The organism is Arthrobacter caoxuetaonis (genome assembly GCF_023921125.1).
Classification (GTDB): Bacteria; Actinomycetota; Actinomycetes; order Actinomycetales; family Micrococcaceae; genus Arthrobacter_B; species Arthrobacter_B caoxuetaonis.
Genome location: NZ_CP099466.1, coordinates 974723 through 991725 on the forward strand (window position 1 = coordinate 974723; position 17003 = coordinate 991725).

A 17003-nucleotide genomic window follows, 5' to 3' on the forward strand; every position below is an offset into this window, starting at 1 on the left:
GCCCCCGATGAGCGAAACCCCCGTCCGCCAGCGCATCCTTTCCGGGATGCAGCCCTCGGCTGACTCCCTGCACCTTGGCAACTATCTCGGCGCCCTGGTGAACTGGGTCCGGCTGCAGGAACAGTACGACGCCTATTTCTTCATCCCCGACCTGCACGCGATTACGGTCCCGCAGGATCCTGCGGACCTTCGCCAGCGGACGCGCGTGACGGCTGCCCAGTACATCGCCGGAGGCGTGGACACGGAGCGCGCAACGCTGTTCGTCCAGTCGCAGGTCCCCGAACACGCACAGCTGGCCTGGGTACTGAACTGCATCACCGGATTCGGCGAAGCATCCCGTATGACGCAGTTCAAGGACAAGCAGCAGCGATTCGGTGCCGATGCCGCGAGCGTGGGGCTGTTCACCTATCCGATCCTGCAGGTCGCGGACATCCTGCTCTACCAGCCCCACGGTGTGCCCGTTGGCGAAGACCAGCGCCAGCACGTGGAACTCAGCCGGGACCTGGCCAAGCGCTTCAACACCCGGTACGGAGACACCTTCACCGTCCCGGAGGCCTTCATCCAGAAGGAATCCGCGAAGATCTATGACCTGCAGAACCCTGCCGCCAAAATGTCCAAGTCCGCCGCTTCTCCGGCAGGACTGATCAATTTGCTGGATCCGGACAAGGTCATTGCCAAGCGGATCAAGTCGGCCGTCACGGACGACGGCACGGAGATCCGGTTTGACCGCGAGGCCAAACCGGGCGTTTCGAACCTGCTTTCCATTTACTCACTCATTACCGGCCGAAGCGTCGAAACCTTGGTGAAGGAGTACGAGGGGAAGATGTACGGACACCTGAAAGTCGATCTCGCAGACGCAGTGACGGAGCACATCCGGCCCATCCGGGAACGTGCCCTTGAACTCCTGGACGACCCGGCGGAGCTGGACCGGCTCTTGGCCAAGGGTGCGTTGAAGGCCCGGGAAACCGCGTCGGCTACACTTGCCGATGTGTACGACAAAATGGGTTTCCTGCCACTGGGTTCAACCGCCGGCTAAGGCTTATGGGATACACGAACTCGCCTGTCCAAACTTCACCCGGCGCAGCCAGCGGCGGCGATAGGCGGGCGCCCGAAAGCGCCTGCTGGGTGGGGATCGTCATTCCCGTGCCGGAACCGATCGCCTCGGAGCTCCGCAGGGCGCGGGCTTCCTTCGGTGATCCCATGGCCTCGGTCATTCCGGCGCACATCACGCTGGTGACCACCACCCCGGCTTCGGACTGGCCTTCGGCCCTGCAGCACGTCCGCCAGGTCACTGCGGAGCAGGCACCCTTCAAGGTGACGCTGCGCGGTGCGGCATCCTTCCGTCCCGTCACGCCCGTGGTCTACCTGCAGGTCGCTGACGGCTTCGAGGAGTGCTCACGCCTGCACCAGCAGCTGCAGAGCGGTCCGCTGGACCACCAGATGCCCTACCCCTACCACCCGCACGTCACGGTGGCGCACGATGTCAGTGAAGCAAGCATGGACGACGCCGTCAGCACGCTCCGGGATTATGAGGCAAGCTTCACTGTCGGACACATCGGGGTCTTCGAGCATGATCCGCAGGGCCTGTGGGTCCTGCGGGAAGAAATGGTCCTGCGGGGCTAGCTTCCGGAACCGGCTCGCTCACGTGCCTGCCGGAGGTAGATGCCGGACCAGGCGGCGATGATATCCGCCGCCCGTGTGGTCTGTTCCCGTTCCGGCATGAGGTGCTGGGCCCCTTCCAGGGAGATGAAGCTGCGCGGATGCCGTGCCGTCCGGAAGATCTCGGAGGCGTTGTCGATTCCCACGGTGCCGTCAGTGGGGGAGTGCATGATCAGCAGGGGCATGTCCAGGGAGGCGATGCACCCGGCCAGGTCGTGCCGGTGCAGGTCCTGAACCAGCTCATGCCGAATGGTCAGGGTCCGCCCGCCCACTTCGACGTCGGCCTGTCCCTGGGCAGCGATGTTCTCCAGCTCGTCCTCGAAGAGGTGGGCAACATGGGACGGCCGGAACGGCGCGGCGATCGTCACAACCGCCGCCAGCCCGGACAGGTCGGGCGCGGCGGACAGCGCGGCGGCTCCTCCGAGCGAGTGGCCAATGAGCAGTGCGGGCGAACGGCCCGTTGAGCGCATGAAGTCGAACGCGTTGTGCAGGTCGGCAACCTTGGTGCTGAAAGACCCGTCCTCCCAGTTGCCGGTCGAACGGCCCAGCCCTGCAGCGTCATAGCGAAGCACGCCTATGCCATATTCCGAGAGGACCTTGGAGATCCTGGACGCGGCGGCACTGTTCTTGCCCAGGGCAAAGCCATGGCAGAAAACGGCCCAGCCCAGGGGATCCCCGTCAGGGATATCCAGCGTGCCGGCCAGTGTGGTCCCGTTGGTTCCGGGGAAGGAAACGGATTCAAACTCAGGCATGGCCCAACCCTATCTGCTGCTGCGCAGGCGTGCCCGGGGGACGCCTGCGCACTGAACGCATGCAAAAGGCGGCGGGCCCCCGGAAAGATCCGGAAGGCCCGCCGCCTTGTGGCAGTCTGCCCTGAACTAGATGGAGCGGTTCAGGATGGCCTGCTTGACCTCTGAAATCGCCTTGGTGACCTGGATGCCGCGGGGGCATGCTTCCGAGCAGTTGAAGGTGGTGCGGCAGCGCCACACGCCTTCCTTGTCGTTCAGGATTTCCAGGCGCATGTCTCCGGCGTCGTCACGCGAGTCGAAGATAAAGCGGTGGGCGTTCACGATTGCTGCCGGGCCGAAGTACTGTCCATCGGTCCAGAACACGGGGCAGGAGGAGGTGCAGGCGGCGCAGAGGATGCACTTGGTCGTGTCGTCGAAACGCTCACGGTCCTCGGCCGACTGCAGACGCTCCTTGGCCGGCTCGTGGCCCTTGGTGATGAGGAACGGCATGATCTCGCGGTAGGACTGGAAGAACGGCTCCATGTCCACGATCAGGTCCTTCTCCACCGGCAGGCCCTTGATGGGCTCAACCAGGATGGGCTTGGACGTATCCAGGTCCTTCAGCAGCGTCTTGCAGGCAAGGCGGTTGCGGCCGTTGATGCGCATGGCATCGGAACCGCAGACGCCGTGGGCGCAGGAGCGGCGGAAGGACACGGAACCGTCATGCTCCCACTTGACCTTGTGCAGGGCATCGAGCACGCGGTCGGTGCCGTACATGGTCAGTGTCCACTCATCCCAGTGAGCCTCGTCGGAGACCTCGGGGTTGTAGCGGCGCACCTTCAGCGTGATGTCGAAGGAGGGGATCTCACCGGCCGTGGATTCGGCAAGGTCAATCTTCGAGGCCGGCTCAGCGACTTCCGTTGTCATTAGTACTTCCTCACCATCGGCTCGTAGCGCGTGAAAATAACCGGCTTGGTATCGAGCCGGATGCCTGCAGTGTGCTCGGCGTTGTCCGCTTCATCGACCTTGTAGGCCATGGAGTGCAGCATGAACTTCTCGTCGTCGCGCTCCGGGAAGTCCTCGCGGAAGTGGCCGCCGCGCGACTCTTCACGGTGCAGGGCCGCTACCGACATGACCTTGGCCAGTTCCAGCAGGAACCCAAGTTCAACGGCTTCCAGCAGGTCAAGGTTGAAGCGCTTGCCCTTGTCCTGGACGTTGATCTTCTTGTAGCGCTCTTCCAGATCTGCAATGTCGGAGAGGGTCTGGTTGATCGTCTCGGCCGTGCGGAACACCTGCATGTTGGCATCCATGGTGTTCTGCAGGTCGCGGCGGATTTCGGAGACACGCTCGGTGCCTTCGGAATTGCGCACGATGTCGAGCAGGGCCACGGTGTCAGCTTCCGGGTTCTCCGGCAGGTCGACGAAGTCGGCCTGCAGCGCGTACTCGGCGGCGTAGATGCCCGCACGCTTGCCGAACACGTTGATGTCCAGCAGCGAGTTGGTGCCCAGGCGGTTCGAGCCGTGGACGGACACGCAGGCCACCTCGCCGGCAGCGTACAGGCCGGGAATCACGGTGTCGTTGTCCTGCAGGACTTCGGCCTTGATGTTGGTCGGAATGCCGCCCATGACGTAGTGCGCAGTCGGGAAGACGGGCACAGGCTCGGTGTACGGTTCCACGCCAAGGTAGGTACGGGCGAACTCGGTGATGTCCGGGAGCTTGGCATCGATGTGAGCCGGCTCCAGGTGCGTCAGGTCGAGCAGGACGTAGTCCTTGTTCGGTCCGCAGCCGCGGCCTTCACGGACTTCGTTGGCCATGGAGCGGGCCACGATGTCACGCGGGGCAAGGTCCTTGATGGTGGGGGCGTAGCGCTCCATGAAGCGCTCACCCTCGGAGTTGCGCAGGATCGCGCCTTCGCCGCGGGCTGCTTCGGAAAGCAGGATGCCCAGGCCGGCGAGGCCGGTCGGGTGGAACTGGATGAACTCCATGTCCTCCAGCGGGATGCCCTTGCGGAATGCGATGCCCATGCCATCACCGGTCAGCGTGTGCGCGTTGGACGTGGTCTTGTAGACCTTGCCGGCGCCGCCGGAGGCGAACACCACGGACTTGGCCTGGAAGACGTGCAGTTCGCCGGTGGCGAGGTCATAGGAGACGACGCCGGCCGTGCGCTTCTGGCCGAAGCTGTCCGTCACCGTCAGCAGGTCCAGCACGTAGTACTCGTTGTAGAACTCAACGTTGTGCTTGACGCAGTTTTGGTAGAGCGTCTGGAGGATCATGTGGCCGGTGCGGTCCGCGGCGTAGCAGGCACGGCGGACCGGAGCCTTGCCGTGGTCGCGGGTGTGGCCGCCGAACCGGCGCTGGTCAATCCGGCCTTCCGGCGTGCGGTTGAAGGGCAGGCCCATCTTTTCCAGGTCAAGCACGGCGTCGATGGCTTCCTTGGCCATGACCTCCGCGGCGTCCTGGTCAACCAGGTAGTCGCCGCCCTTGACCGTGTCAAAGGTGTGCCATTCCCAGTTGTCTTCTTCTACGTTGGCCAGTGCTGCGCACATGCCGCCCTGCGCTGCTCCGGTGTGGGAACGCGTGGGGTACAGCTTGGTCAGTACCGCCGTCCGCGCGCGCTGTCCGGATTCGATGGCGGCACGCATACCGGCGCCGCCGGCGCCGACAATGACGACGTCGTACTTATGGACCTGCATACCAGATGCTCTTTCTGTTGAAACTGTGTGTAGCTCTTAGGGAGTTGCTGCGGTTGCTGCCGGGCTAGGGTGCCGGGCAGAAGGACGGCAGCTGGTCCAGAGTCGCGTTGGCCGGGCACGGATCGAAGGTGAAGATCACCAGGGTGCCGAGAACGATGATGACGACGGTGGCGGAGTACAGGACTGTCTTGAGCCACATGCGGGTGGAGTTCTTGTCCGCGTAGTCATTGATGATCGTGCGCACACCGTTGGTGCCGTGAAGCATTGCCAGCCACAGCATGACCAGGTCCCAGACCTGCCACAGGGGCGAGGCCCATTTGCCGGCAACGAAACCGAAGTCGATGGCGTGGATACCGTCACCGAGCATCAGGTTCATAAAGAGGTGAGTGAAGATCAGGACGACGAGCAGTGCACCGGAGATGCGCATGAAGAGCCATGCGATCATCTCGAAGTTTCCCTTGCCCGAACCGTTGCGCGTGTACTTCGGGGCGATGCGTCCGGCCCGGGGGGCCTCAATTGAAGGAGTGCTCATGGCTTAGTGACCCCCGAAAACGATGGGAAGGTGGCGGATGGAGAAACCGATCATGGTCACGAGCCACAGACCGACTACGCCCCACAGCATCTGGCGCTGGTACTTGGGACCCTTCTTCCAGAAGTCGATAAGAATCACCCGGAGGCCGTTGAAGGCGTGGAACACGATGGCGGCGACGAGGCCGAGCTCACCGAGGCCCATGATGGGGTTCTTGTACGCTCCGATGACCACGTTGTAAGCCTCGGGCGACACACGCACCAATGAGGTATCCAGGACGTGGACCAAAAGGAAGAAGAAGATCACCACGCCAGTAATCCGATGGGCGACCCAGGACCACTGGCCTTCGCGGCCGCGGTAAAGCGTACCTGCTGGTAACTTCGACACTGAATTTTCCTCCCTGCATCGCAGCGGCGCTAGCGCGTCTTCCACGCAGTGATGACGCCGGTGCGAGAGCACTTATAGGCTCAAGCATAATCTAGGTCCCGGTGAGACCGGGATCAATTTAGGTTCCCCTACGGTGTGACCTGGCTTACACTGCGGCGCCCGGGGGTGTGTGCCAGGGCAGCCTGCTGCCGGGGCTTTAGGGGACCGGTCAGCTAACCTTGGCACTGATGAGTACTGAAATGACAAATGTGAACCCGGGCGCGGCACCGGACGCCGAAGTTTTCGACCGCTTTTACGGTGTGATTCCAGCAGGTGGGGTGGGAACCAGGCTCTGGCCGCTTTCCCGCGCCGCCGCTCCAAAGTTCCTGCATGACCTGACGGGTTCGGGCTCCACCTTGATCCGTGCCACCTACGACCGCCTGGCTCCGCTCAGCGATGACCGCGTGATGGTCGTGACCGGAACTCTCCACCGAGCCGCCGTGCTGGCGCAGCTGCCGGAGATCCAGCACGAGAACCTGGTGCTGGAGAGCGAACCCAAGGATTCCGCCGCCGCCATCGGGCTGGCTGCCGCCATCCTCTACCAGCGCGATCCCTCGATCATCATGGGCTCGTTCGCCGCCGACCAGGTGATTACGCCCGTGGAGGTCTTCCAGGAGACAGTGCGGGAAGCGATCCACACTGCGGCCCAGGGCTATATCGTCACCATCGGCATCCATCCGACGCACCCGTCCACCGGATTCGGCTACATCAAAGCGGGCGAAGCGCTGGCGATCGACGGAGCGCCCAGCGCACACGCCGTCGTCGAATTCGTGGAGAAGCCCTCCGAGGACACGGCCCGCAGCTACCTGCGCAGCGGCAACTACAGCTGGAACGCCGGTATGTTCGTTGCCCCCGTGGCACTGATGCTGAAGCACCTCCTGGAGAACGAGCCTGAGCTGCACGCAGGGCTCATGGAAATCGCAGAAGCCTGGGATACGGAAAACCGCCGCGAGACAGTGCTGCGGATCTGGCCCACCCTGCCCAAGATCGCCATCGACTACGCCGTTGCGGAGCCCGCTGCCGCTGCCGGCGACGTGGCGATGATCCCCGGAATCTTCAGCTGGGACGACGTGGGGGACTTCGCCGCGATCGGCCGGCTGAATCCCGCCGAGGAAAACAGCGAGCTGACCGTGCTGGGAGAGGGCGCCCGCGTCTATTCCGAGAACGCCTCAGGCATCGTCGTCTCCGATACCAAGCGGGTTATCGCCCTGATCGGAATCGAAGACGTCGTGATTGTGGACACGCCGGATGCACTGCTGGTGACCACCAAGGACCATGCCCAGGAAGTAAAGAAGGCCGTGGAGCACCTGAAAGCCAGCGGAGACACCGACGTACTTTAGGGCACGCTTAGCGCAATTGGCATGTGGAAAGTCTTAATGCCGGCCGTTTCCCGCAAGCCAGAGCAGGTTGGCTAATCTGGAAGATGTGCAGACGACCCCACTAAGCAGTTCACCCGTTCCTTCGATCCGGGGAAGTGTTGCGCCGATTCTCAGCGATCTCATCGAGTTCCGGCGGGACCTGCACTCGCATCCGGAACTCTCGCACAAGGAATTCCGCACCACCGACCGGATTATCGAAGCGCTGGAGGGCGCCGGCCTGCAGCCCAAGCGGCTGGAGAACACGGGAGCCTACGTTGACATTGGTGACGGCCCGGTCCGCCTGGCGCTGCGGGCCGACATCGATGCGCTCCCGGTCCTGGAAGAGACCGGTCTGCCCTATGCCTCGGTAAATACCGGGATTGCGCATGCCTGCGGTCATGACATCCACACCACGGTGATGGTGGGAGCGGCGAAAGTCCTGGCCCGGCTGGAAACCCAGGGCTCACTGGGCGGGCGGATCCGGGTCATCTTCCAGCCGGCCGAGGAAGTGATGCCGGGCGGGGCGCTCTCCGTCATCGAGCAGGGCATCCTCGAGGGAGTGCCGCGCATCCTGGCGCTGCACTGCGACCCGAGGGTCGACGTCGGCCAGGTCGGTACCCGTATTGGTGCCATCACCTCGGCATCAGACACGATCCGGATCGAACTCTCCGGGCAGGGCGGCCACACCTCCCGTCCGCATCTGACCCAGGACCTGGTCTTTGCGCTGGGCCAGATTGCAGTCGGCGTCCCGGCGGTGCTCTCCCGCAGGATTGATGTCCGCAGCGGAGTCTCCGTGGTCTGGGGGCAGATCCACGCAGGCTCGGCACCCAATGCGATCCCGGGCCACGGGTTCATGGCGGGGACCATGCGCTGCCTCGACGCCGAAGCCTGGCACGCGGCAGGAAAGCTGCTCGACGACGTCGTGCGGGAAATTGCCGCGCCCTACGGAGTCCAGGTGTCCCTGGAACACACCCGCGGCGTGCCGCCGGTCATCAACGCCGAAGCTGAGACAGGGCTCATTGAGGCGTCTGCCCGGGCTGAACTGGGTGAAGATTCAGTGGTCCTGACGCCGCAGTCCATGGGCGGCGAGGATTTCGCCTGGATGACGCAGGAAGTCCCCGGAGCCATGATGCGCCTTGGTACCCGTACCCCGGGAGGGGAAACCTACGACCTGCACCGCGGGGACTACAACCCTGATGAACTCTCCATCAGCTGCGGCGTTTCGGTCATGGCCGCGGCGGCAGTGCGTGCGGCCCGGGGCCTGCGGCACTAGGCAATGCCCGGTCCGGCAGCCCTTCAGCAGGCCGTTATTGATAACAACATGTAAACAAATGTTCCCCGAGTCACGATTCTGCCTTCCCAAGGGCCGATGTGCCGCTAAGGTTAGGTCTTGCTGCGCTCATGAGGTAAGGGGCGCACACCACGCGCCTGCGCGAAAGGCCATTCGCACCGAACGGCTGTGCTGCAGACTTCTCGGGTGGATCCCATTTCTTTTCTGGAGGAACATTGAAGAATTTCCCGCGCAGCTTTAAGCGCAATGCCGGTGTATCCGCCGCCATGCTGGGCGCGTCCGCGCTTCTGCTGGCCGGCTGCGGTGCAGCTCCGGAGGAAGACACCGCCTCTTCCGATGCCGCCAGCGGCAGCGCAAGCAGCGACTTCCTGGCCTGCATGGTTTCCGACTCCGGTGGATTCGATGACCGCTCGTTCAACCAGTCCGGCTTTGAGGGCCTGAAGGCTGCAGAAACCGACCTCGGCATTCAGATCAAGACCGCTGAGTCCCAGTCGGAGACCGACTTCGGACCGAACCTGGATTCCATGGTCGTCCAGAACGGCTGTGACATCACGGTCACCGTCGGCTTCCTCCTGGCCGACGCCACCCAGGAAGTGGCAGCAGCCAACCCTGACAGCCACTTCGCCATCATCGATGACAACTCCATCGAGCTGGATAACGTCAAGCCGATCATCTACGACACGGCCCAGGCTGCCTTCCTCGCCGGCTATGTAGCTGCCGGGACGTCCGAGACGGGCAAGGTCGCCACCTACGGCGGCATCAACATCCCGACCGTGACCATCTTCATGGACGGCTTCGCTGACGGCGTTGCCTACTACAACGAAGAGAACGGCGCCAACGTCGAGGTCCTCGGCTGGAACAAGGCCGAGCAGACCGGTTCCTTCATCGGTGACTTCACCAACACCGGTGCCGGCAAGACCACCACCGAAAACTTCATCAACGAAGGCGCTGACATCATCATGCCGGTTGCCGGTCCGGTTGGTACCGGCACCCTCGATGCAGTTGTCGAAGCCAACGCAGGCGGCGGCAACAACAAGGTCATCTGGGTCGACTCCGACGGCTTCGAGACTGCCGGCAACGGCAAGGAGTTCATCCTGACCTCCGTCATGAAGCTCATGGGCGAGGCCGTTGAAGAGGTCATCTCCACCGACGTGGACGGCAACTTCGACTCCACCCCGTACATCGGCACCCTGGAGAACGGCGGCGTTACCCTGGCTCCGTACCACGACCAGGAAGACGCTGTTCCGGCCGATGTCAAGACTGCCGTTGACGAAATCAAGCAGAAGATCATCGACGGCGAAATCACCGTAGAATCCGCAGCCAGCCCCAAGTAACAGGGGCAGGCAGCTTCCAGAACCGCCGTTCGTCCGGATGTACAGCAGCCGGGCGGACGGCGGTTCGTTCTGTTCCGGGTAACCTTCCAACTGGGGGTACCCAAACACTTAGACACAAACAGATTGGTTGGGGTTGTGAAACTCGAACTCAAAGGCATCACCAAGCGCTTCGGCACCTTGGTTGCCAACGACCACATTGACCTGGTCATCGAGCCGGGACAGGTACACAGCCTTCTCGGTGAAAACGGGGCGGGCAAGTCAACGCTGATGAACGTCCTGTACGGCCTTTATGAACCGACAGAGGGCGAAATCCTGATCAACGGCAAACCCGTTGTCTTCTCAGGCCCGGGTGATGCCATGGCTGCCGGAATCGGCATGGTGCACCAGCACTTCATGCTGGTACCCGTCTTTACCGTCGCCGAGAATGTCGCCCTGGGCAATGAGAGCACCAAGGTCGCCGGTGCCCTCAACCTGGACACCACCCGTGCCCGCATCCGCGAGATTTCAAACCAGTACGGGTTCGACGTCGACCCGGACGCCGTGGTCGAGGACCTGCCGGTTGGCGTGCAGCAGCGCGTGGAGATCATCAAGGCACTGATCCGGGACGCCGAAGTCCTGATCCTCGATGAGCCCACCGCCGTGCTCACTCCGCGCGAGACCGACGAACTGCTGGCGATCATGCGCCAGCTGTGCGACGACGGCAAATCCGTGGTGTTCATTTCCCACAAACTGCGCGAAGTCAAAGCCGTCTCCGATGTCATTACGGTGATCCGGCGCGGCAAGGTCGTCGGCGATGCCGCGCCCGGCGCGTCCACTACGGAGCTGGCCTCCATGATGGTTGGCCGCTCTGTCAGCCTCAACCTGCAGAAGGAACCGGCGCAGCCGGGAGCAGCCACCTTCCAGGTCCGCGATCTGGTGGTGCTTTCCGACACCGGCCAGGCAGTGGTAGACCATCTGAGCTTCGAGATCTGCAAGGGTGAGATCCTCGCCATTGCCGGTGTCCAGGGCAACGGCCAGACCGAACTGACCGAGGCCATCATGGGCCTGCAGGAGCACGTGACGGGCTCGATCCAGCTGGACGGCGAAGAACTGGTGGGCAAGCGGGTCGCCCAGATCATCGACGCAGGCGTGGGCTTCGTGCCCGAGGACCGCAGCGTGGACGGGCTGGTCGGGCCCTTCACCGTGGCGGAGAACCTGGTCCTGAACCGCTACAACAAGGCTCCCTTCGCCAAGGGACTGTCCATGCGTCCTGCGGTGGTGGCGGCCAACGCTGCGGAAAAGATCGACGAGTTCGATATCCGTACGCAGTCAGCCGAAGCCGCCGCCGGGACACTGTCCGGCGGCAACCAGCAGAAGGTTGTCATGGCGCGGGAGCTTTCACGCCCGCTGTCGCTGTTCATCGCCTCCCAGCCGACGCGCGGCGTCGATGTGGGGTCCATCGAGTTCCTGCACAAGCGCATCATTGCCGAGCGCGACGGCGGAACGCCGGTCATGATCGTCTCCACCGAACTGGACGAAGTCCTGGAGCTGGCAGACCGGATCGCCGTGCTGTACAGCGGCAAGCTCATGGGCATTGTCCCGAGCAACACCTCGCGCGATGTCCTGGGCCTGATGATGGCAGGCATGCGCGCCGAAGACGCACTTTCGCAGCAGAGCGAGAACGAGGGAGGGGCGCAGTGAGCCCGGAAGAAGCACACAGGCAGCAGGGCGATCCAGCCCACCGGAAAGAGGAGGCGGCAGCTGAAGAAACCCGCCTGCTGACCTCTGCCGAGACCGCGGGCGGAGCAATGCCGCCACCCGCAGTGCCGGTGCCGGCCTCCGAACTCCGTCCCGAGGAAGCCCAGGAGTCCCTCCTGCGCCGCATCGTGACCGGGAACGCCCTGGTCTCCGTCCTGTCCGTGCTGATGGCACTGGTCGTGGGCGGCCTGCTGATTGCCCTGACCGACGAGGACGTTGCGAAGGCATCGGCCTACTTCTTCTCCCGGCCGTCGGACCTGTTCGCCGCGGCCTGGTCAGCAGCTTCGGGAGCCTACGTTGCCCTCTTCCAGGGATCGGTCTTCAATAACGAGGCCGAAACCTTCTCCCGGATGATCTACCCGCTGACCCAGACGCTGACGGTGGCGACTCCGCTGATCTGCGCCGGACTCGGCGTCGCACTGGCGTTCCGCGCCGGGCTGTTCAACATCGGTGCGCAGGGCCAGATCATCATCGGAGCAACCCTGGCGGCCTGGGTTGGCTTTACCTGGCACCTGCCGGTAGGCCTGCACCTGCTGCTCGTTGTGATTGCCGGTGCGCTTGGCGGTGCCATCTGGGGCGGCATAGCGGGCCTGCTCAAGGCCCGAACCGGCGCGCACGAGGTCATCGTGACCATCATGCTGAACTACATCGCGATCCAGCTGGTGCTCTTCCTGCTCACCACGCCCGGATTCCAGCGCCCGGGCTCCACCAACCCGATCAGCCCGCAGGTGGATGATTCCGCCATGTTCCCGCCCCTGCTGGGCAGCGGATTCCGCCTCCACTGGGGTTTCATCATGGCCATTGCCGCCACGGTCTTCATCTGGTGGCTGCTGAACCGCTCCACGGTCGGCTTTGAGCTTCGCGCCGTTGGTGCGAACCCCGCTGCAGCCCGGAACGCAGGCATCAACACGACCAAGGGCTACGTGATCGTGATGCTGATCGCCGGTGCGCTTGCCGGCCTTGCCGGCGTTGCACAGGTCTCCGGCACCGAGCGCGTCCTGACCTCCGGTGTTGCGGCCAGCTTTGGCTTCGACGCCATCACAGTCGCACTCCTGGGACGTTCCACCCCGTGGGGCACCTTTGCCGCCGGCCTGCTCTTCGGCGCCTTCCGTGCCGGAGGCGTCACGATGCAGACCAGTACGGGAACCAACATCGACATTGTGCTGGTGGTCCAGTCACTGATCGTCCTCTTCATTGCCGCGCCGCCGCTGGTCCGGTCCATCTTCAGGATCCCGCCGCCCGGGGCGTTCAAGACGTCCGGCAAGCGCACGACCAAAAACGCCGATGCAGGGCAAGGAGCATCATGAGCACCGCAACAACTCTTTCCCCGGCCGGCCAGCCGGCAGACGTCCAGATCATCCGCAGCTGGAAAACACCCATCCTGCTCGGCATCCTCGCCCTGATTGGCTTCATCGTCTTTGGGCTCGGAGCGCCGTCCACTGACGTGACCTTCCGGTTGACGGAGGGGGACTCAGCGTTCCCGCTGCCAGACGTCGTGGTCTCCGCTCCGGTCCTCGGGTGGATCGCTTCCGTGGTCCTGCTGGCCTCGGCAGCGTATGCGTTTGTCCTGGTCAGCCGCTACCAGCACATCCCAGGATGGCTGATTGCCGTGTTCGCGGTGTTCTTCGTCGCTGCATTCCTTACCTGGGCGGTGGGCAGTGCCCGCAGCCCCAGCGTCGCGCTCTACGGCCTGCTGGCAGGTTCCTTCGTCCTTGCGTTCCCGCTGATCTTCGGTTCGCTGTCCGGCGTGCTGTGTGAACGCTCGGGTGTGGTGAACATTGCGATCGAAGGCCAGCTGCTCTTCGGCGCCTTTGCCGCTGCGGTGGCAGGCTCGCTCTCACGCAACGCCTTTGTGGGCCTGTTCGCGGCAGCCATTGCCGGCGTGCTGGTCTCGCTGGTCCTCGCCGTGTTCAGCATCAAATACATCGTGAACCAGGTGATCGTCGGCGTCGTGCTGAACGTGCTGGTGTCCGGCCTGACCGGATTCCTCTTCTCCACCGTGCTGAGCGCCGACTCCGCGAAGTGGAACTCGCCGCCCCGCCTGGAGTCGATTCCCATCCCGCTGCTGTCCGACATTCCGATCCTGGGCCCGATCCTCTTCGACCAGTCCATCATCGGCTACCTGATGTACGTGGCCGTGGCCGCCGTCTACTTCGGCCTTTTCCATACCAAGTGGGGCCTGCGCACCCGTGCCGTGGGCGAGCACCCCAAGGCTGCAGACACCCTGGGCGTGAACGTGAACCGGACCCGCTTCTGGAACGTCCTGCTGGCAGGTGCCGTGGCCGGAGTCGGCGGTGCGTTCTTCACCCTCGTATCGGTGTCCTCCTTCAACCGGGACATGACGTCCGGCCAGGGCTACATCGCTCTTGCTGCGCTGATCCTGGGCCGCTGGAACCCGATCGGCGCACTGTTCGCGGCACTGCTGTTCGGCTTCGCGTCGAACCTGCAGTCGGTGCTGAGCCTCCTGGGCACACCCGTCCCGAACCAGTTCCTGGCCATGCTGCCCTACGTGGTGACCATCTTCGCCGTCGCCGGCGTGGTAGGTAAGTCCCGGGGACCGGCAGCAAGCGGCATACCGTACATCAAGGGCTGAGAAGCCCGAAAGGAAAACAATGAATGCAGAAGCAGGCATCCCTGCCCACGCACCGGCCGACGTCGACTGGGCCGTCCTACAGGACGCTGCCCGCGAGGCCATGGCCCACGCCTATGTTCCGTACTCCCGTTATCCGGTGGGTGCCGCGGCATTGACCGACGACGGCCGGATCGTCTCGGGCTGCAACATCGAGAACGCTTCCTACGGCCTGACGCTGTGTGCCGAGTGCTCCATGATCAGCCAGCTCAACATGACCGGCGGAGGCCGCCTGGTGGCCTTCACCTGTGTAGACGGCCAGGGCCAGACCCTGATGCCGTGCGGCCGCTGCCGCCAGCTGCTGTACGAATTCCGTGCCCCGGGCATGCAGCTGCTGACCGTAAGCGGAATCAGGACCATGGATGAAGTGCTGCCGGACGCCTTCGGGCCGCAGCACCTGGAAGAGGCAGGCAAATGAGTTCCGAGAAGTTCGACACCGTAGACATCATCCGGACCAAGCGGGACCGGGGAACACTCTCCCCGGAACAGATCGACTGGACGATCGACGCCTACACCCGCGGCGCCATTGCCGATGAGCAGATGGCGGCCCTGAACATGGCGATCCTGCTCAACGGCATGAACCGGGAGGAAATCTCCCGCTGGACCGCAGCCATGATTGCCTCGGGGGAGCGGATGGACTTCTCTTCCCTGGGCAAACCGACCTCGGACAAGCACTCCACCGGCGGCGTGGGGGACAAGATCACCTTGCCGCTGGCTCCGCTGGTAGCGGTCTTCGGGGTTGCCGTTCCGCAGCTCTCCGGCCGCGGCCTGGGCCACACCGGCGGAACGCTGGATAAGCTCGAAGCCATTCCCGGCTGGCGTGCCGCCCTAAGCAACGACGAAATGATGGCACAGCTGGCCGACGTGGGCGCCGTGATCTGCGCAGCCGGTGCCGGGCTGGCACCTGCGGACAAGAAGCTCTATGCACTGCGCGACGTCACGGGAACGGTTGAAGCCATTCCGCTGATCGCGTCCTCGATCATGAGCAAGAAGATCGCCGAAGGCACCGGGTCGCTGGTGCTGGACGTCAAGGTCGGCTCCGGCGCCTTCATGAAGAACCTGGACGACGCCCGGGAACTGGCCCGCACCATGGTCACACTCGGTAAAGATGCAGGCGTGAACACCGTGGCCTTGCTCACGAACATGGCCACGCCGCTGGGCCTTACCGCTGGCAACGCCATCGAGGTGGAGGAATCGGTGGAGGTCCTCGCCGGCGGCGGCCCGTCCGACGTCGTCGAACTGACGGTGGCACTGGCGCGTGAAATGCTCACCGCTGCCGGGCAGCCCGACGCCGATCCCGAGGCCGCGCTGAAGGACGGGCGTGCCATGGACGTCTGGCGCCGGATGATCAAGGCGCAGGGCGGCGACCCGGATGCTGCCCTTCCGGTGGCCAAGGAGTCCGAGACGATCCTGGCATCGGCTGACGGAGTGCTCACGGAGCTCGATGCCCTTGCCGTCGGCGTCGCAGCCTGGCGGCTCGGTGCCGGCCGGGCCCGGAAGGAAGACGCGGTCCAGCTCGGAGCCGGAGTGCGGCTGCACGCCAAGCCCGGTGACACGGTCAAGGCCGGGACGCCGCTGATGACCCTGCTGACGGACACCCCGGAGAAGTTCGACCGGGCCAAGGAAGTGCTGGCGGACGCCGCCACGATTTCCCCGGCCGCCGGTGCCGTCGCACCGCTGATCCTCGACCGGATCAGCTAGGTCCCGCACCTGCCCTCACCGAGATGACAGAAACTGCCCGTATGAGCTCTCATACGGGCAGTTTCTGCTATCTCGAGGGGGAAGGAGGGAGAAAGAGCCTCCGGGTTTCCAACGGGACCTTTAGGGGGTCCTGCGCAGTTCCTCAGGGGAACTCCGGGGTCATACCCGATCGCGGGCACCCTTTCGGAAGTGGCATCGTTGTAGATACAGATATCTACCCGAGGAGTGCCGCCCATTGGACGTTCTTAACGCCGTAATGGACAACATCAACGAATTCGTCCTGGCCTACTCAGGGGATCCCTGGGTCTATTTGGTGCTCTTCGCCTGTTGCCTGCTGGACGGATTCTTTCCCCCCATCCCCAGCGAATCACTCGTGGTCGGGCTGGCCGCACTCGTGTTCCTGGACGGCGGACCGAACGTCTGGCTGATCGCCGTCTCAGCCGCAGCCGGCGCCTTCATCGGCGATAACATCGCCTACGCCCTGGGCCGGACACTGCGCGCTGACAGGTTCGGCTGGATGCGCGGGCCACGGATGCAGCGTGGCTTCGTGTGGGCAGGACGTGAGTTAGAGAAACGGGCTGTGTCCCTGATCCTGATCGCACGGTTCATCCCCGTGGGCCGGGTGGTGGTGAACCTGACCGCAGGAGCCACCCGCTTCCCGCGGCGGATGTTCGTGGCACTGACGGGCATGTCAGCGATTCTGTGGGCGGCCTACTCCGTGGCCATCGGCGCCCTCGCGGGGGCCTGGTTCAAGGAGAACCACCTGCTCGCCGTCGTCGTGGCCGTCGCCGTCGCGCTGGTCCTGGGCCTGATCATCGACCGGATCATCGCCAAACTCCGCGGACCGACTCCTATCCGCACCAGCCAGCCGCTGGAAGAGAGCGTCAGCTCCGAGCCTTAAGCGCGCCCGGTAACCCT

At 64.0% G+C, this 17003-nt stretch carries 16 protein-coding genes; 11 read left to right on the top strand and 5 right to left on the bottom strand.

What is annotated here, in order from left to right:
• Positions 1-7: 7 nt before the first annotated feature.
• Together trpS and NF551_RS04460 are read left to right on the top strand one after the other, a co-directional pair.
• Positions 8-1036 carry a tryptophan--tRNA ligase gene (trpS, locus tag NF551_RS04455; RefSeq protein ID WP_227895206.1) on the top strand — a complete coding sequence of 343 codons (1029 nt, stop codon included), beginning with the start codon at positions 8-10 and terminating at the stop codon, positions 1034-1036.
• Positions 1037-1125: 89 nt separating this feature from the next.
• The gene (locus tag NF551_RS04460; protein ID WP_227895205.1) at positions 1126-1623 is read left to right on the top strand and encodes a 2'-5' RNA ligase family protein; all 498 of its coding nucleotides are present in this window, start codon (positions 1126-1128) and stop codon (positions 1621-1623) included.
• On the opposite strand, the gene NF551_RS04465 is transcribed toward NF551_RS04460, so the two are convergent.
• From NF551_RS04465 to sdhC, 5 genes are all read right to left on the bottom strand, one after another.
• Positions 1620-2411 (bottom strand): alpha/beta hydrolase, encoded by a 792-nt coding sequence (locus NF551_RS04465; RefSeq protein ID WP_227895204.1) that lies wholly within the window; start codon positions 2409-2411, stop codon positions 1620-1622. The genes NF551_RS04460 and NF551_RS04465 overlap by 4 nt on opposite strands.
• Before the next feature lie 126 nt (positions 2412-2537).
• Positions 2538-3314 carry a succinate dehydrogenase iron-sulfur subunit gene (locus tag NF551_RS04470; protein ID WP_227895203.1) on the bottom strand — a complete coding sequence of 259 codons (777 nt, stop codon included), beginning with the start codon at positions 3312-3314 and terminating at the stop codon, positions 2538-2540.
• On the bottom strand, positions 3314-5080 hold the full coding sequence (gene sdhA / locus NF551_RS04475) for a succinate dehydrogenase flavoprotein subunit (RefSeq protein WP_227895202.1): 1767 nt from the start codon (positions 5078-5080) through the stop codon (positions 3314-3316). Before sdhA ends, NF551_RS04470 begins: the two co-directional genes overlap by 1 nt.
• A 64-nt stretch (positions 5081-5144) precedes the next feature.
• Positions 5145-5612: a succinate dehydrogenase hydrophobic membrane anchor subunit gene (locus tag NF551_RS04480; protein WP_227895201.1), complete on the bottom strand. Its 468-nt coding sequence runs from the start codon at positions 5610-5612 to the stop codon at positions 5145-5147.
• A gap of 3 nt (positions 5613-5615) precedes the next feature.
• The gene (sdhC, locus tag NF551_RS04485; RefSeq protein ID WP_227895200.1) at positions 5616-5996 is read right to left on the bottom strand and encodes a succinate dehydrogenase, cytochrome b556 subunit; all 381 of its coding nucleotides are present in this window, start codon (positions 5994-5996) and stop codon (positions 5616-5618) included.
• A 227-nt stretch (positions 5997-6223) separates the two neighbouring features.
• Here sdhC and NF551_RS04490 point away from each other — a divergent pair, with 227 nt between their 5' ends.
• From NF551_RS04490 to NF551_RS04530, 9 genes are all read left to right on the top strand, one after another.
• Entirely contained in the window at positions 6224-7375 is a 1152-nt protein-coding gene (locus tag NF551_RS04490; RefSeq protein WP_227895199.1) for a mannose-1-phosphate guanylyltransferase, read from the top strand.
• 124 nt (positions 7376-7499) lie between these two features.
• Positions 7500-8666 carry an amidohydrolase gene (locus tag NF551_RS04495; RefSeq protein WP_423721515.1) on the top strand — a complete coding sequence of 389 codons (1167 nt, stop codon included), beginning with the start codon at positions 7500-7502 and terminating at the stop codon, positions 8664-8666.
• 233 nt (positions 8667-8899) lie between these two features.
• On the top strand, positions 8900-10018 hold the full coding sequence (locus NF551_RS04500; protein WP_423721457.1) for a BMP family lipoprotein: 1119 nt from the start codon (positions 8900-8902) through the stop codon (positions 10016-10018).
• A gap of 135 nt (positions 10019-10153) precedes the next feature.
• A complete protein-coding gene (locus NF551_RS04505; protein ID WP_227895197.1) occupies positions 10154-11698 on the top strand; it encodes an ABC transporter ATP-binding protein in 1545 nt (514 codons plus the stop codon).
• Between the two features lie 107 nt (positions 11699-11805).
• Positions 11806-13062 carry an ABC transporter permease gene (locus NF551_RS04510; protein WP_227895349.1) on the top strand — a complete coding sequence of 419 codons (1257 nt, stop codon included), beginning with the start codon at positions 11806-11808 and terminating at the stop codon, positions 13060-13062.
• On the top strand, positions 13059-14348 hold the full coding sequence (locus NF551_RS04515) for an ABC transporter permease (RefSeq protein ID WP_227895196.1): 1290 nt from the start codon (positions 13059-13061) through the stop codon (positions 14346-14348). Before NF551_RS04510 ends, NF551_RS04515 begins: the two co-directional genes overlap by 4 nt.
• 19 nt (positions 14349-14367) lie before the next feature.
• Positions 14368-14802 (top strand): cytidine deaminase, encoded by a 435-nt coding sequence (locus NF551_RS04520; RefSeq protein ID WP_227895195.1) that lies wholly within the window; start codon positions 14368-14370, stop codon positions 14800-14802.
• Positions 14799-16085, top strand: a complete 1287-nt coding sequence (locus NF551_RS04525; RefSeq protein ID WP_227895194.1) for a thymidine phosphorylase — start codon at positions 14799-14801, stop codon at positions 16083-16085. Before NF551_RS04520 ends, NF551_RS04525 begins: the two co-directional genes overlap by 4 nt.
• Before the next feature lie 256 nt (positions 16086-16341).
• Positions 16342-16986: a DedA family protein gene (locus NF551_RS04530; RefSeq protein WP_227895348.1), complete on the top strand. Its 645-nt coding sequence runs from the start codon at positions 16342-16344 to the stop codon at positions 16984-16986.
• Positions 16987-17003: the final 17 nt, after the last annotated feature.

Coding starts and splice junctions, on each gene's coding strand:
- trpS (WP_227895206.1), top strand. CDS start 8: ATGAGCGAAACCCCCGTCCGCCAGCGCATCCTTTCCGGGATGCAGCCC.
- NF551_RS04465 (WP_227895204.1), bottom strand. CDS start 2,411: ATGCCTGAGTTTGAATCCGTTTCCTTCCCCGGAACCAACGGGACCACA.
- NF551_RS04470 (WP_227895203.1), bottom strand. CDS start 3,314: ATGACAACGGAAGTCGCTGAGCCGGCCTCGAAGATTGACCTTGCCGAA.
- sdhA (WP_227895202.1), bottom strand. CDS start 5,080: ATGCAGGTCCATAAGTACGACGTCGTCATTGTCGGCGCCGGCGGCGCC.
- NF551_RS04480 (WP_227895201.1), bottom strand. CDS start 5,612: ATGAGCACTCCTTCAATTGAGGCCCCCCGGGCCGGACGCATCGCCCCG.
- NF551_RS04490 (WP_227895199.1), top strand. CDS start 6,224: ATGAGTACTGAAATGACAAATGTGAACCCGGGCGCGGCACCGGACGCC.
- NF551_RS04510 (WP_227895349.1), top strand. CDS start 11,806: ATGCCGCCACCCGCAGTGCCGGTGCCGGCCTCCGAACTCCGTCCCGAG.
- NF551_RS04515 (WP_227895196.1), top strand. CDS start 13,059: ATGAGCACCGCAACAACTCTTTCCCCGGCCGGCCAGCCGGCAGACGTC.
- NF551_RS04520 (WP_227895195.1), top strand. CDS start 14,368: ATGAATGCAGAAGCAGGCATCCCTGCCCACGCACCGGCCGACGTCGAC.
- NF551_RS04525 (WP_227895194.1), top strand. CDS start 14,799: ATGAGTTCCGAGAAGTTCGACACCGTAGACATCATCCGGACCAAGCGG.
- NF551_RS04530 (WP_227895348.1), top strand. CDS start 16,342: ATGGACAACATCAACGAATTCGTCCTGGCCTACTCAGGGGATCCCTGG.